This is a genomic window from Leisingera thetidis (assembly GCF_025857195.1).
In the GTDB taxonomy this organism is placed as follows: Bacteria; Pseudomonadota; Alphaproteobacteria; order Rhodobacterales; family Rhodobacteraceae; genus Leisingera; species Leisingera thetidis.
Map to the genome: position 1 here is coordinate 3,427,612 of NZ_CP109787.1, position 14,401 is coordinate 3,442,012.

16 protein-coding genes are annotated in these 14,401 nt (G+C 62.2%); 9 read left to right on the plus strand and 7 right to left on the minus strand.

Annotated features, from left to right (window positions below; all coding sequences use genetic code 11):
- From OKQ63_RS16515 to OKQ63_RS16535, 5 genes are all read left to right on the plus strand, one after another.
- Positions 1–1,152 carry an ABC transporter substrate-binding protein gene (locus OKQ63_RS16515; protein ID WP_264211138.1) on the plus strand — a complete coding sequence of 384 codons (1,152 nt, stop codon included), beginning with the start codon at positions 1–3 and terminating at the stop codon, positions 1,150–1,152.
- 12 nt (positions 1,153–1,164) lie between these two features.
- A complete protein-coding gene (locus OKQ63_RS16520) occupies positions 1,165–1,881 on the plus strand; it encodes an ABC transporter ATP-binding protein (protein ID WP_264211139.1) in 717 nt (238 codons plus the stop codon).
- 2 nt (positions 1,882–1,883) lie between these two features.
- On the plus strand, positions 1,884–2,777 hold the full coding sequence (locus tag OKQ63_RS16525; RefSeq protein WP_264211140.1) for a branched-chain amino acid ABC transporter permease: 894 nt from the start codon (positions 1,884–1,886) through the stop codon (positions 2,775–2,777).
- On the plus strand, positions 2,777–3,550 hold the full coding sequence (locus OKQ63_RS16530; RefSeq protein WP_264211141.1) for an N-formylglutamate amidohydrolase: 774 nt from the start codon (positions 2,777–2,779) through the stop codon (positions 3,548–3,550). Before OKQ63_RS16525 ends, OKQ63_RS16530 begins: the two co-directional genes overlap by 1 nt.
- Positions 3,551–3,954: 404 nt before the next feature.
- Positions 3,955–4,626 carry a cysteine hydrolase family protein gene (locus OKQ63_RS16535; protein WP_264211142.1) on the plus strand — a complete coding sequence of 224 codons (672 nt, stop codon included), beginning with the start codon at positions 3,955–3,957 and terminating at the stop codon, positions 4,624–4,626.
- Between the two features lie 570 nt (positions 4,627–5,196).
- On the opposite strand, the gene OKQ63_RS16540 is transcribed toward OKQ63_RS16535, so the two are convergent.
- The 3 genes from OKQ63_RS16540 to OKQ63_RS16550 all read right to left on the minus strand — a co-directional run bounded on the left by OKQ63_RS16540 (position 5,197) and on the right by OKQ63_RS16550 (position 8,158).
- Positions 5,197–5,847, minus strand: coding sequence for a hypothetical protein (locus tag OKQ63_RS16540; protein ID WP_264211143.1), 651 nt, complete (start codon positions 5,845–5,847; stop codon positions 5,197–5,199).
- 198 nt (positions 5,848–6,045) lie between these two features.
- Entirely contained in the window at positions 6,046–7,119 is a 1,074-nt protein-coding gene (gene pheS / locus OKQ63_RS16545) for a phenylalanine--tRNA ligase subunit alpha (protein ID WP_264211144.1), read from the minus strand.
- A gap of 112 nt (positions 7,120–7,231) precedes the next feature.
- Positions 7,232–8,158 carry a GlxA family transcriptional regulator gene (locus tag OKQ63_RS16550; RefSeq protein ID WP_264211145.1) on the minus strand — a complete coding sequence of 309 codons (927 nt, stop codon included), beginning with the start codon at positions 8,156–8,158 and terminating at the stop codon, positions 7,232–7,234.
- A gap of 94 nt (positions 8,159–8,252) precedes the next feature.
- Between OKQ63_RS16550 and OKQ63_RS16555 the strand changes: the two genes are divergently transcribed.
- Positions 8,253–8,801, plus strand: coding sequence for a cysteine hydrolase family protein (locus tag OKQ63_RS16555; protein ID WP_264211146.1), 549 nt, complete (start codon positions 8,253–8,255; stop codon positions 8,799–8,801).
- Between the two features lie 128 nt (positions 8,802–8,929).
- A complete protein-coding gene (locus OKQ63_RS16560) occupies positions 8,930–9,565 on the plus strand; it encodes a DUF1326 domain-containing protein (protein ID WP_264211147.1) in 636 nt (211 codons plus the stop codon).
- On the opposite strand, the gene OKQ63_RS16565 is transcribed toward OKQ63_RS16560, so the two are convergent.
- Positions 9,562–10,728, minus strand: a complete 1,167-nt coding sequence (locus tag OKQ63_RS16565) for a sterol desaturase family protein (RefSeq protein ID WP_264211148.1) — start codon at positions 10,726–10,728, stop codon at positions 9,562–9,564. The genes OKQ63_RS16560 and OKQ63_RS16565 overlap by 4 nt on opposite strands.
- A 93-nt stretch (positions 10,729–10,821) precedes the next feature.
- Positions 10,822–11,589, minus strand: a complete 768-nt coding sequence (locus OKQ63_RS16570; protein ID WP_264211149.1) for an AraC family transcriptional regulator — start codon at positions 11,587–11,589, stop codon at positions 10,822–10,824.
- Positions 11,590–11,656: 67 nt separating this feature from the next.
- Between OKQ63_RS16570 and OKQ63_RS16575 the strand changes: the two genes are divergently transcribed.
- The gene (locus OKQ63_RS16575; RefSeq protein WP_264211150.1) at positions 11,657–12,259 is read left to right on the plus strand and encodes a pyridoxamine 5'-phosphate oxidase family protein; all 603 of its coding nucleotides are present in this window, start codon (positions 11,657–11,659) and stop codon (positions 12,257–12,259) included.
- Between the two features lie 239 nt (positions 12,260–12,498).
- On the opposite strand, the gene tnpB is transcribed toward OKQ63_RS16575, so the two are convergent.
- Positions 12,499–12,699: an IS66 family insertion sequence element accessory protein TnpB gene (tnpB, locus tag OKQ63_RS16580; protein ID WP_264211151.1), complete on the minus strand. Its 201-nt coding sequence runs from the start codon at positions 12,697–12,699 to the stop codon at positions 12,499–12,501.
- A 481-nt stretch (positions 12,700–13,180) separates the two neighbouring features.
- Here tnpB and OKQ63_RS16585 point away from each other — a divergent pair, with 481 nt between their 5' ends.
- The gene (locus tag OKQ63_RS16585) at positions 13,181–13,396 is read left to right on the plus strand and encodes a hypothetical protein (protein ID WP_264211152.1); all 216 of its coding nucleotides are present in this window, start codon (positions 13,181–13,183) and stop codon (positions 13,394–13,396) included.
- A 75-nt stretch (positions 13,397–13,471) separates the two neighbouring features.
- On the opposite strand, the gene OKQ63_RS16590 is transcribed toward OKQ63_RS16585, so the two are convergent.
- Positions 13,472–14,401 (minus strand): LysR family transcriptional regulator, encoded by a 930-nt coding sequence (locus OKQ63_RS16590; RefSeq protein ID WP_264211153.1) that lies wholly within the window; start codon positions 14,399–14,401, stop codon positions 13,472–13,474.

The following is a 14,401-nucleotide window of genomic DNA, read 5'->3' on the forward strand; positions in this document are numbered from 1 at the left end:
ATGAAACGACTGCTTTTTACCACCACCGCTCTAAGCTTGGCCGCGATGACCGCGCAGGCGGACGAACTGAAACTCGGACTGGCCACGGCCCAAACGGGCGGACTTGCCTCCTATGACGCCCCGGTCGTCGAAGGCATCCGCATCGCCGTTGACGAGATCAATGCCGCTGGCGGGATCGGCGGCAACGTCATGATCGAGCTGATCGAAAAAGACGTGCGTTCCGACACAGCCCAGACGGTCATTGCCGCTCAGGAGCTGGTGGATGGCGGTGCCGAGGCAATCGTGCTGCCCTGCGACGCCGATCCGTCCATTGCCGCTGCAAGCATCGTCGGCGCTGCCGAAGTCCCCGCGATTTCCACCTGCGCGTCCTCGCCAACGCTGCCGCTGATCGGCGGCGACTACGTCTTTGCCAATTTCCCCGGCGATAACGTGCAGGCCACGGTTTCGGCCTCTTGGGCGTTTGACCAGGGTATGAAGTCGGCCTTTATCCTCTATTCTCCCGACAGCCAGTACACCACAATGCCGCTTTACTTTGCCGACGTGATGAAGGCGCTTGGCGGCGGCGTTCTGGGCGAAGCGACCTACAATATCGGCCAGCCTGACTTCTCGGCGGTTGCGACCCGGATTGCGGCTCTCAGCCCGGCACCTGATGTTGTCATGACATCGGCATACGAACCGGATTTCCCGACCTTCATCAAGGCGCTCCGCGCTGCCGGGTACAAGGGGCAGGTCATTGGGTCCGACGGCATCGACAGCCTCACCACCTTTGGTCTTGGCGATGTTGCCGAAGGGGTGGTGTTCACCACCGCCGGCCATGCCACTGCCGGCAGCCCGCTGGAAGCCTTCAACACGCTTTTTGAGGAAAAGACCGGTGCGGCGTCCGAGACCGTGTTCAACGCGGTGGGCTACGACCTCGTGAAGGTGCTCGAAGCCGCGGTTCTGGCTGCAGGATCGACTGACGCAAAAGCCATCCGTGACGCATTGGCCGAGCTGGAAAACGTCCAGGGGGCCACCAGCACGATCACCTACAAGGGCACTACCGGCATGCCTGTGCGCCAGGTCTCGCTGATCCGCGTGGCAGGCGGCGAACGTGAACTGGTCGGCCAGCCGTCTCCCAAGGCTGACCTGATCCCCGCCCCGCGGATGCAGTAAGGTTCAGCGCGCATGTCTTCATTCCTGAAACTTGAGAACTGCAAGGTGCGCTATGGCGCCGTCGAAGCCGTGCGCGGTCTCAATCTTGAGATCCGGAAGGGCGAGATCGTCGCCCTTCTGGGCGCTAACGGGGCGGGAAAATCCTCAACCATGAACGCTGTCGCCGGCTTGGAGCCCGTGGCAGAAGGCAAGGTTTGGTTCGAGGGGCGCGATATCACAGGTTTACCGCCTGAAGAAATTCCAATCGCGGGGCTGACGCTGTCCCCCGAAGGGCGCCGTGTCTTCGGCACCCTGACCGTCGATGACAATCTGAAAATGGGGGCCTACGCGGTCAAGGACGCCGGCGCAATCGAACGCGCCCGTTCACATGTGTTCGAACTGTTCCCGATCTTGGCCGAGCGGCGCGCGCAATACGCCGGCACCTTGTCGGGCGGGCAGCAACAGATGCTGGCGATTGGGCGCGCGCTGATGTGCAATCCGCGCCTTCTCCTGCTTGATGAACCTTCGCTTGGCCTTGCGCCGCTTATCGTCGAGCAGGTGTTCGAACTGATCGAAACACTGCGCGATGATGGAATGACCATTTTCCTCGTCGAGCAGAACGTCGCCGGTGCCCTGGAGATCGCGGACCGTGCCTACATGATGGCTTCGGGCGAGATCGTGAAACAGGGCAGCGCCGACGAGATGCGGCAATCCGGCGATATGGCCGAAAGCTATCTTGGAGGACACTGACCATGGATCTTTTGCTGCAACAGACCGTGAACGCTGTCGCATTGGGCGGAATCTATGCGCTCCTTGCCCTGGGCCTGGCTGTGGTGTTTTCGATCATGGGGCTGATCAACTTCGCCCATGGCGAGTTGATGACGATCGCGGGCTACGTGCTGATGTTTTGCGGGATCGCGGGGGTGCCCTTCCTGATCGGCGCTCCGCTGGCGGTGATCGCAGCAATGCTGGTCGCGGTGCTGATGGAACGTATCGCCTTTCGGCCAGTGCGCAATGCTTCGGGCGCAACCATGCTTGTCACCAGTTTTGCGGTTGCCATGATCCTTCAAGTTTTGTTTCAGAACTTAATCTCGGCCCGCTCGCAGCCGGTGCTGATCCCCGGCCTGCTGAACCAGAGCATCGTCATTGGCGGCCTCGTTGTCGGAGTCAGCAAGCTGTTTGCGATCATCGCTACCATCGTGATGCTGATCGCTCTGGAGTACTTCATGACCCGGCAGAAACACGGCATCGCCATGCGGGCCGCAGCCGAGGACTTCGCCATTGCCCGACTGATGGGCATCCGAGCGAATACAGTCATCTCAGCCGCGTTCGCACTGTCGGGACTGCTGGCAGGTGTTGCTGCCGTGCTTTGGGTGTCGCAACGGGCGTCGGTTGATCCGCTCATGGGGTTCACACCGGTGCTCAAGGCGTTCATCGCCGCAATTCTTGGCGGGCTCGGCTCGCTCAAGGGGGCAGTCGCCGGAGGCTTTCTCCTGGGCTTTATCGAGGTGTTCCTGTCGGCCTTCCTGCCTGCCGAATGGCAGGAGTTCCGCGAGCCGATAGCTCTGGCCCTCGTCGTTGTGATGCTGATCTTCCGGCCAAACGGGATAATCCCGGCCGCCACTCTCCAAGCACAAAAAGTCTAATGAACGTGACCAGCGCATATCCCCTTTTGTCCGAAAATGACCCGGCTCCCGTTGAATGGGTTAACCAGTCAAGCGAGACTCCCGTTTTGCTCCTATGCGAACATGCAGGACAGAGCATCCCTGAATCCCTTGGCGATCTGGGGCTCGCACCTGGAGTAATTGACACGCATATCGGGCTGGATATTGGCGCAGAAGCCCTGGCCCGCGCTGTCGCAGAGCGATTGAACTGTCCGCTTGTCCTGCAGCGTTACAGTCGGCTGGTTATTGATTGCAACCGCCCGCCCGGGACGCCCGGATCAATCCCGAGTGTCAGTGATGGTGTCGGCATTCCCGGCAATATCGGCCTTTCCCAAGCTGATGCAGAACGACGCGTCACAGAAATCTTTGCGCCGTTGAACGCGGCGATCCGGTCAGGGTTTGAACGCGCCCCGCGACGGGCCGGGTTTTCCATTCACTCTTATGTGCCTGCGCTTTTGAACGGCCGTCAACGCCCCTGGCATGCGGGGTTCCTGACACGCTGCGATCTCACCACCGCCAGCCTGATGCTGGATACCATCGCGGCCAGAGATCCTAATCTGGTGCTGGCTGTAAACGAACCCTACAAAATCTGCGACGACAGCGACTGGTTTATCCCGCAGTTTCCGGAGGAATACGAAATTGAGCACGCACTTATCGAAGTGCGGCATGATCTGTTGAAAGATCGGGATGGTGTCGAGATTTGGGCGGATCATCTCTCTCATGCAATTCTCAAAATACTTGAGTGCGAGCCATGAGACAGGAACCCAGTTCCCGCCGTTCACGGGAATGCCGGACGGCGTCCGCGTTCCAGCGGTTGCGCTTTTTTTCCACTGGCGGTGACCAAAGGGCACGGAGCGCGCCTGTGCACGGATGTGCGCGGCCGCGGGCTGGCCATCGGAGCGGAACTGGCCGCAGATCCACAAACGCACGATCCGCCCCCGCAGCCCGCCGCGCAAATGATTTGCCGCACCTTCGAACCGGGGGCGGTTCTGTATTACGCTGGAATGAACTCCAACGTGCTGGAACTGACCCCGCCCCGTACCTTGACCAGGGACGAGGCGAAAAGAAGGCCCCGATAATTTGGAACAAGCCCTCAAGGACGTCTTGGCGGGCCGTTTCGACACAAACAAACTTACGCATTTTGGAGGATGGTAGCGCCATGGCCACCAATTCGAAAACCTTCCCGACGACCCGGCAGATCCCGCTTGAGCCGCGGCAATCCGCGTTGTTGTTCATTGATGTTCAGAATTTTTCGGCCCATCGCAAGGGGGCCGAATTCGATGGGCTGTCCGACGCGGAATTCAACGAGAAATACGGATGGTTCTTCTCCGAACTCGAAACGCGCGTCATTCCCAACATGCAGGCCATCCAGCAGGCATGCCGCACAGCCGCTGTCGAGGTGATGTACACCACCATCGAAAGCCTCACCCTTGATGGGCGTGACCGGTCTCTTGACTACAAGATTACCGGGTTCCACGTGCCCAAAGGCTCTTGGGATGGCAAGGTCATCGATCAGATTGCCCCGGAAGGCGACGAGATCGTTCTACCCAAATCGTCGTCCTCGGTCTTTGTTTCGACCCATATCGATTACATCCTGCGCAATCTGGGGGTGAAGCAGTTCGTGCTGTCCGGGCTGCTTACGGATCAATGCGTCGAAGGCGCCATCCGCGATGCCTGCGATCTTGGCTACCTGGTCACTCAGGTCACGGATGCCTGCCTTACCTATAGCCAGGAACGCCATGACCACAGCCTGCGCACGATCCAGGGTTATTGCAGGCAGGTGACGACACAGGAACTGGTCGACGAATTGGCGGGGCTTTCAAATGGGTAAGCCGCTGCAAGGCGGTCTGGACGTCATCAATGCCAATCGGGATCACGTCGCGGCGCTTACTTGAGCAGCAGCCCAAGTAAGCGAGGCTGAATGGCTCTGGGACAGTTCCAAATGCAGTTTAGCCTGCTCTTTGCTCACGCTTCGGATGAATGTCCTTTTTCCTCAGCCGTTACGGCGACGGCTGCACCATGGATACGTCTGAACATGCGCTGAACGCCTGAGACAGCAGGAATATCGTTCTCCGGTCCTGACATCGTTGCAACTTCCGGCCCTTTTGCCGTCTCCCGCGATCCCGGCTTCCGGCCAAGGCGCACTGCCCGGACCGGGTTTGCAGAGTGCAGCCGGTCATTGGCTGGGGCGGGCTGCGGTCAGCCAGTGCCCTGGCTGTGCCCGGCCGGCCGGATCGAAGGCTGACGAGCGGTTGCCGCCCCGGAAACCCGGCGGTGACGAATGCTCACGCATCGGGAAACCCGTGGGGGGGGATCCGGCCAAAAAGCATGCCCCCCGCTGGCGAAGATTGACGGCCCTCAAAGCCGCTTCCCGCGTCGTCCAGGAGAAGACAGTTCGGGCTCATGCTGAAATTGGAACAAGTTCAGCCGCAAGCTCCAGCACGAGGCTGCTGACCGCCTCCCGGGCTTGTTCCTGCATTTTCTTTCCGCGCAATTTGCGGGCAAGGGCAGACCCGCGGGCGGAAGCTTCCTGCACCAGCAGCAGAAATGCAATTTCGCGCAGCTGATGCATGGCCAGGTCGGCCTCGTCCTGCGTCAGCAGCTTTCCAATCCCGTCTGGCACGGCAGAGTCTGCAAGCAGGCGTTTCAAGGCCGGCCCGTGTTTGGACTCCTCAGCCCGGGCAATGCAGACGTCAGTCATGTCTGGCATCTCCGATTGAAATACTTCAACCGGAATACAAGCCGTCTGCCTGGAGTAGCCGGCTTGCCGCTCGATATGGAGCGCCCGCTGCGCAGGGTCATAGGACAGCGCAAGGCCATCAGCCGACACATCCGACGCAACCAGATGTCCGAAGCGTTTGCGCAGGCCGAGAGCTTCCGAGAAGAGCACCAGCTGCAGCAGGCCGGCCTGCGACAAATCGCAGGAGATCCGCTGGATGCCGCTGCGGCCGGCGTGCTTGTAGTTGAGCGCGAGCCTGGCACCGCCGTCATCCCGCGCCTCCATCGAAAAAATCTTTGCAGGCATACAGTGAGTTACATGGAAAGCCGCCACGCCTTCAAGCTGCGGTGTGCAGGGCCGGCGATGCTAAGCGGGCCTGTGCCTAACCTCAGGCGGTCATCCCTTAGACCGAAGCCATTTGCTCAAGATCCCAGCTTCAATCAGTTTACGGTATCGCAGGCAGCATAGCGCCCGCTTGCGCAAACCGGCAATCGCGGCCCGGCGGTGCCGCCGGGCCGCACATTGGATCTGTTAGCGGCTCAAACCGCCATGCAGCGCCGGCACGTCCAGGCTTTGGAAGCCGTAGTGGCGCAGCCAGCGCAGGTCGCTGTCGAAGAAGGCGCGCAGGTCGGGGATGCCGTATTTCAGCATCGCCAGACGGTCGATGCCGATGCCGAAGGCAAAGCCCTGGTAGATCTCCGGATCGATCCCGCCGGCCGCGATCACCTTGGGGTGCACCATGCCCGAGCCGAGGATCTCCATCCAGTCGTCGCCTTCGCCGATCTTCAGCGCACCGCCCTCCCAGGAGCAGCGGATGTCGACCTCGGCGGACGGCTCGGTGAAGGGGAAGTGCGAGGCGCGGAAGCGCAGCTCGACGTCATCCACCTCAAAGAAACTCTTCACGAACTCCTCCAGCACCCACTTCAGGTTCGCCATCGAGATGTCCTTGTCCAGCGCCAGGCCTTCGACCTGATGGAACATCGGCGTGTGGGTCTGGTCATAGTCGGCGCGGTAGACGCCGCCCGGGCAGATGATGCGCAGAGGCGCGCCCATCTTCTCCATCGAACGGATCTGGACGGGGCTGGTATGGGTGCGCAGCACATGCGGCGGGCGGTCGTCGCCTTCCGCACGGTGCATGTAGAACGTGTCCATCTCGGCCCGCGCCGGGTGGTGGCCAGGGATGTTCAGCGCGTCGAAGTTGTACCAGTCGGTGTCGATCCGCGGGCCTTCGGCCACCGAGAAGCCGAGTTCGGCAAAGATTGCGGTGATCTCTTCCTGCACCTGGCTGATCGGATGCAGGCTGCCCTGGCGCGAAGGGCGCGACGGCAGGGTCACATCCAGCCATTCGGTACGCAGGCGCGCGTCCAGGGCGGCATCTTCCAGACCCGCCTTCTTGGCCGCCAGGGCCGAGTTGATCTCATCCTTCAGCGCGTTCAATGCCGGGCCTGCAGCCTGGCGCTCTTCCGGGGTCATCTTGCCCAGCTCGCGCATCTTCAGCGCCACTTCGCCCTTCTTGCCGACGGCGGCAAGGCGGATCGCTTCCAGTGCGGCTTCATCCGCGGCGTCTGCAATCTGACCCAGGTATTTGGCTTTAAGATCGTCCATCACGGCCCCTCGAGTTCTGCTTGTGCCCTGCTACCACAAGGGCGGCTGAAAGCAAGAGGGCCAAGGCCAAAGCCCCGGGCGTGTGTCACCGCGCTGCGGCGGGCCGGGTGCCTCACCCCCGCGCCGGCGCAAACCGCTTGCGGTATTCACTGGGCGACAGGCCGACAACCCGCTGGAACAGCTTGCGAAAGGCAGAAACGTCCAGATAGCCCATCTCCATCGCGATCGCCTCGATGCTGGCGGTGGACAGCTCCAGCCGTTCCCGGGCCTTGGAGACGCGCAGCTGCTGCAGATACTCCGAGGGCTTAAACCCCGCTGCCGCCTGGAACCGGCGCAGGAAAGTCCGCTCTTCCAGCCCGGCGGCGGCGGCCATCTGCGGCACCGTCACCGGATCGTGAAAACGCGTCTGAAGCCAGTGCTGCGCCTTCAGCACCGCGGCGTCGCCATGGGTCAGATCCGGGGCAAACAGATTGTAATAGCTCTGCTCGCGCCCGCCCGGATCGATCAGGAAGTAACGGGCGGTTTGCAGCATCACCGCCAGCCCCATGAACCGCGCCACCAGCCGCAGCCCCAGATCTGTCCAGGCCATCAGCCCGCCCGCGGTGATCACATCGCCATCGTCGATCAGCAGCCTCTCCGCCTGCAGCCGCACCTGCGGAAAGGCATGGGCAAACTCCTGCGCCAGCGCCCAATGGGTGGTGGCGGTCCGCCCATCCAACACACCGGACGCCGCCAGAGGGAAGGCGCCCGCGCAGACCGAGCAGACCAGCGCGCCGGCGCCATGCTGCCGCTGCACCCAGGCCGAGAGTTCCGCCAGCACCGCCCCTTCCAGGCGCGGGCCCAGACTGGGCGGCAGGATCACCGCGTCATACAGCTTCTCCGCCGAAAAATCCTCCGCAACATCAACTTTGAACCGGCGCCCCTGCCCCGTCAGGCTCCATCCGGCCGCCTCCAGCAGGTCCCGCAACCCCAGCACCGCCGCCTGCTGGGCTCCGGGATAGGCCGCCAGCCCAACGCGAATCTCATCACCCGTTGCCATTTGTCGAATCTAACCCGGCTTATGTCATTTCCGCCAGTCACCATACGGCACGGCCGGGGGCTATACCAAAACGGCAACCGCGAAGGAGCCGCAAATGACCAAATCCGCATTGATCCTGATCGACATCCAGAACGACTATTTCCCGGGCGGCAAATACGAGCTGCATGGCATTGAGGCCTCTGCCGCCAATGCCCGCCGGCTGCTGGACCACGCCCGCTCTCTGGGCGACCTGATCGTGCATGTGCGCCATGAGAATGAAAGCAGCGACGCCCCTTTCTTTGCCGCCGGAACCCCTGGAGCCGAATTCCATGCCACCCTGCAGCCTGCCACGGATGAGCCGGTTGTGCTCAAGCACCGGATCAACGCCTTTCTCGGCACCGGCCTGAAACAGCTGCTGGATGAGAACGGCATCACCGAAATAACCATTGCCGGCGACATGAGCCACATGTGCATCGACGCCGCTACCCGCGCCGCCGCTGATTACGGCTACACTGTCACCGTGGCCGAAGACGCCTGCTCTGCCCGCGACCTGGAGTTCAATGGCGACGTGATCCCGGCCGTTCAGGTCCACAAGGCCTTTATGGCAGCGCTCGCCTTTGGTTATGCAGCGGTGGTCGGCACCGACGCCTGCTTGCTCAGCTGATACCCAGGTGACCGGGGCGGACCCGGTCAGGCCGGGGCCGCTGCTGGCGGCGGCCCGGGCGCTGAATTCACGCCCGTTTTATGGTACACTCCGCCTGCATCTTTTCAGCAGCACCGGAGGGCACAGTCATGGCACATGTGGATTGGTACATCGAGGGCCGCAGCTTCGGAAACTGCAACTGCAACTACGGCTGCCCCTGCCAGTTCGAAGACCTGCCGACCCACGGCAATTGCACCGGGTTCGAGGTGCTCCACATCGACAAGGGCCATTTCGGCAATACCGACCTCACCGGCACCCGGTCCGCCCTGCTCTACGCCTGGCCGGGCCCGATTTTCGAAGGCAAGGGCGCGCTGCAGGCAATCATCGACGACCGCGCGACGGACGACCAGCGCGCGGCGCTGGAAACCGTGCTTCTGGGCGGCGAAACGGATGAGGAGGCCACCCACTGGTGGGTGTTCCGCGCCATGTGCGACACGGTGCACGAGACGCTGACCAAGCGGATCGACTATGAGGTGGACATCGAAAACCGCACCGCCAAGGTGGACATAGAAGGGCTGCTGCAGGCCACGGGCCGCCCGATCCAGGCCCCGCACGGTGGCGGCGAGCACCGGGTGCAAATCGGCATTCCTGGCGGCATCGAATTCACGCTGGCGGAAATCGGCAGCGGCTCAAGCAGATCCACCGCCGCAATCGCGCTGGACCTGGAGGATACGTACGGCCAGTGGGCCGTCATCCGCCACGGCCCGCATGGAATCGCCGCCTAGGCCTCGGGACCTTTGCCGGGCTGCTTCTTCCAGCGCTTCTGGTTGAACGGGTACAGAAACTGCCGCCAGTAGCCGTTTGGCACCGTGTCGCCCGCCACCCCGTATTTGGCGGGCCAGGCCGCCTCCGGCAGATGATGGGTGCCGAACAGCCAGTCATAGAGCGGAAAATGCGAGGCATAGTTGATGTCGATCGCTGCCCGCTCGCTGCCGTGGTGCCAATGGTGATAGCGCGGCGTGACCAGAAAGCGCTCCAGGAAGCCCAGCTTCCAGCCGATATTGGCGTGAATGAAGCTGGAGTAGAAATAGACAATCAGCAGATAGCCTTGAATCGCCTCCGGCATGAAGCCCAGGGTGAACATCGGCACCGCCGTCAGCCCGCGCAGCACTGCAATCTCGATGAAATGCATCCGCGCGCCCGCCAGCCAGTCCATCTTCTTGGCGGAGTGGTGAATGGCATGGAAATGCCACAGCGCCGGGACGCTGTGAAAGGCGCGGTGCACCCAGTACTGCACAAAATCCGTCGCCGCCATGATGATCAGCACCTGCACGCCAAAGGGCAGATTGGTGATATGGGCGCGGATGCCCTCCAGATCGGCAGTTGCATTCACATAATTCGCAGGCGCCAGCGTCAGAAAGGTCAGCACCTGCACCAGCATCGAGCTGACCAGATAATAAAACATGTCCTCGCGCCATTCGGTGCGGAACACGGTCTGCTCGCTCCGGGCCGGAAAAACCCGCTCCAGCGGCACAAACAGGAAGCCCACCAGCAAGACGTTCACGATGAAGTAGTCGAGCCCGAAATAGAGGCTCTGCGGCGCATCGCCCGCATGCTGCGGCTGTGCTCCGGCCATCAGCGAGGCCGCTACCGACAGCCCCAAGGCCGCCCAGCCCAGCGCTTTTTGGCGGCTCAGGATCAGGCTGAGCAGCGACAGCGCATAGCCCGCCAGCAGCACGAAGCGCAGGAAGGCTGTGACATAGCCGCTGGAATGGACAATGGCGAGTTGCGGGTAGGAGAAGGTCTCTGGGTACCAGCGCAGCAGCACCAGCAGCAGGCCGGTGACGGCAGCCAGCAGCGCCATCGCCCCCGACAGCCAGCCGCTGCCAAAAGGCCGCGCCGCGCGCGGGGTTTCCAATTGCGCCATCACATCACGGACGAACTTCATGCCAGCCTCATACCCGGGTTTTTCCGGGCAACCTGCCACAACGCCAGCCGCCGTGCGATTACGGAATTCAATACGGTGCGACCGGCGGCACTGTCAGCCCAGCCGCCGCATCATCGCCTGCAAGGACTGGCGGCTGGCATAGCCCAGCTCCTGCGCCACCCGCTCCATGCCCGCGCCCCTGGCCTCGGCGCGCAGCGCGATCTGGCAGCGCAGCCGGTCCCGCCACTGGCCAAAGCTGAGGCCGGTCTGCTGCGGAAAACGGCGGGTGAAGGAGCGCCGGCTCATCCCTGCCAGCTCCGCCCAATGGTCAAGGGTCTGCGCCGCACCGGGTGCTGCCATCAGCGCATCGCACACACGCCGCAGCCGCGCATCCGGCGGGTAAGGCAGCGCCAGCGGCGATTCCGGCGCCGCGCCCAGCTCGATCAGGAGCAGCTGGCCCAGGTGATAGGCCCGCGGCGGCAGCGGCCAGGGGTTGCCCATCGCACATAGTGCCGCAATCAGCCCCGCCAGCAGCGGCAGAACCGTCACCGCACGGCAGGCCGACAGCGCCTCGGCACCCGCCTCAGCCGGGGCGATATACAGCGACTGCAGCTCCACCCGGCCGATCATCCGGATTTCATGCAGCGTTCCGGCCGGAACGATCAGGCCGGAACCTGCAGGCACCGCCCAGCTGGTGCCATCGGCCTCCGCCATCATCAGCCCTGCCACCGCATAGACCAGCTGGTGGCGCGGGTGGTCGTGCCAGGTCGAGACATAGCCGTCCTGATAGGTCCGGGCATAGCTCGCCACCCCGTGCGGCAGCATCTGCACCGCATCGGACGAGGACCACCCCCGCCGCCGGATATCCGCATTCTGGCCCATTTGCGCCGAAACTGGCCCCAACGGCACGAAAGGGCAAGATACCCTGCAGCCAAAAGGAGGACGGCGCATGCAGAAAATCACCGATACTGAGACACTTGAACAAATTTTCGGGGCTGCAGCACCACGGTCCCTGGCCAAAGTTGCCACCCGCCTCACGCCGCTTTACCAGCGCTGGATCGGGGCCTCCCGGTTCCTGGTGCTGTCCACCACCGGCCCGGAAGGCACCGATGCCAGCCCCCGCGGCGATGATGGCCCGGTGGTGCATACCGCCGGCCCCCGTACTCTGTGGCTGCCGGACTGGCGCGGCAACAACCGGCTCGATTCCCTGCGCAACATTGTGCGCGACCCGCGCGTCAGCCTGATGTTCCTGGTGCCGGGCGAAAGCAATGCGGTGCGGGTGAACGGCACCGCTTACCTGACCGCAGACGAGACCGCGCGCAAAACCTTTGCCCGCAGGACTCTGCTGCCCGCGACGGTGGCGGTGATCACCATCGAAGAGCTCTATTTCCAATGCGCCAAGGCAATCCTGCGCGCGCGGCTTTGGGATGCGGAGGCCGATCGCCCCGCCCTCCCCACCGCAGGCCAGTTCCTGAAGGAACAGGATGAGGGGTTCGAAGCCGAAGCCTATGACGAGGGCTACGCGGAATACGCCAGGACGCGGATGTGGTGAATGGCGGCACTGAGCCCGGACAGTCCAATGCCGTCCGGCGTGCGGCTGGCGGCAATTCTCAACACAGCATGAATTCGCTGCGCGTGCTCCACCGGCAGGTTCAAGCGGTTCGCAACTGCGGCGGAATCTTCATCAGGCGGCAAGCTTGCTTGCTCTTCAAGTGCAAGAACGCAGGGAAACTTTTCGGTGAGCGAACGTCCTAGGACGACCTACTAGACCGCCAACTGGCGCGCGTAACATCAGGCGCTCAGGCAGCGAGGATCGCCGACCAGAATCTTCAACCGGTCGGCGCGCCGGGAGCGGAACAGGTAAATCGCCCCTGAATAGGGATCGAGCTTGAAACTGTTAGCCACACAGGCGGCAAGCCCGTCCATACCCTTGCGGAAGTCGGCCGGCTCTGAGGCAAGGTAAATCCGGAAGTTGCTGGCAGGAGACATCATTGTGCCGTCCTCACTGCCCGCAACACTTCCACCATGTGATCGGCAGGATAGCCAGAGGGTATCTTGATGGCTGCCGCTCCGATACTGATCCGGCAGGAAGTGCTGCTTGCAGCCTCGGGTCCATTCTCGTGAGGAGGCGCTGCTGACCGCTGGGCCGCCGGAGCAACGACCTCGACAAAAGCTGGGTTCTTCCTGGAGGTGCCGGCCTTCTTGACCCAAAGAGCGACCAGCAATTTATTGGCTCCGTTCTCCTCAGCCGTCTCGTGGATTCCGGCATCAGCCAGGATCTTTTGAACGGCCGCAGCATGGAGCGCGTCCGGCCATTTTCGGCGCCCGGATGAGGAAACGGGGACCATGCACCCCACAGCTTTGTCCAGACCCGCTTTTATGGGCCAATCCGAATGAGAGTGTCGGGCGCTGGCGGGCGCATGTCTAGTGCCTGGACCTGCACGAGAACCGTTCCGGCGTCCTGCCCTGCGATGTGACCGAGACCAACCGTGCCGAACACATGCGAATGCTGGACCGGCAAATCCTCGGGCTGCTGGTTTCCCGTGCCGCGGCGTCGGAGGTCAAACCACATGAGTTCGGGGAATTTTTGGACGGACATATTGAAGCGATCAGACGGATGTTTGACGAACACCCAACGCCGCTGACCGGACGGATTGCAAAGGCGGCGAGGCGGTATCGCTTCAAGTAATAGCCGTCCCTCTCTAGCAACTGTATCCATTTTCCTTGAAGGCGGAGAAACCGGACCTTACGGGAGGCGGCACCACTATTCATGATCCTTTTGGCAGGAAAGAATTGCTTTCGCCAAAAGGCCAGCCGCGCGCGAAGGTCGTTTACGCGGATATACGATTTGAAACGTGTCATTGAACGTGATCCGGTCCTTGGCCAGGGGGCGCAAACGGCCGCGCTGCACTTCGGGATCCGCGTAATGATCGGGCAGAAACCCGATAAAGGCCCCGGACAGAATGAGAAGAAGCGTGCTTTCCATATGCGCGGCAACGGCGTGCCAATTAAAGTCGATGCCGCAGATCGGTCCTTGCGGCATATATGTGCGTCCAGCAAAATCCTGCCGGGCAAGAACCGCATCCGTCAGCGTGTCTTCCTCTACGGAAAACAAGGGGTGACGGCAGCCGCAATACAGGTTTTGGCGTTCTTCAAAGACATCGACAGCCTGCATCTGGCCCAGCTGACGCTGAGACGGCATCAGCACGGCCTGATAGCGGCCGTTCAAGATGCCTTGAGACAGGACTTGCGGCGCTGCAATGTCAATCGACAGCCGCACCTGTGGTGCGAGTTTTGAAAATTGCTCGATGGCACGATCCAGTTTCAGGCTTCGGTTGGTGTACATGGCATCCACCGTCCCGAAACTCAGATCTCCGGACAATTCCCCCTGCGCTTCGCTGACCGCATTTTGAAACCGGTCGATGGATCCGAAAAGATCAAGCATCGCCGAATAGATCTGCCGGCCTTCCTCGGTCAGGTAGAAGCCGCCGCGGCCACGCTCGCACAACCGCATGCCGAGCCGCTCCTCAAGATGCCGCATGTGCGCTGAAATCGTAGCCTGCGTCATGCCGAGGTTTACCTGAGCGGCCGAAAACCCGTTGGCATTCACAATTTCGGCAAAGACCCGCAGCAGGCGCAAATCAACATCAGCAAGGCCGTGTGGCTGGGGCGTTTGAAGAGCAATCTTTTCCAT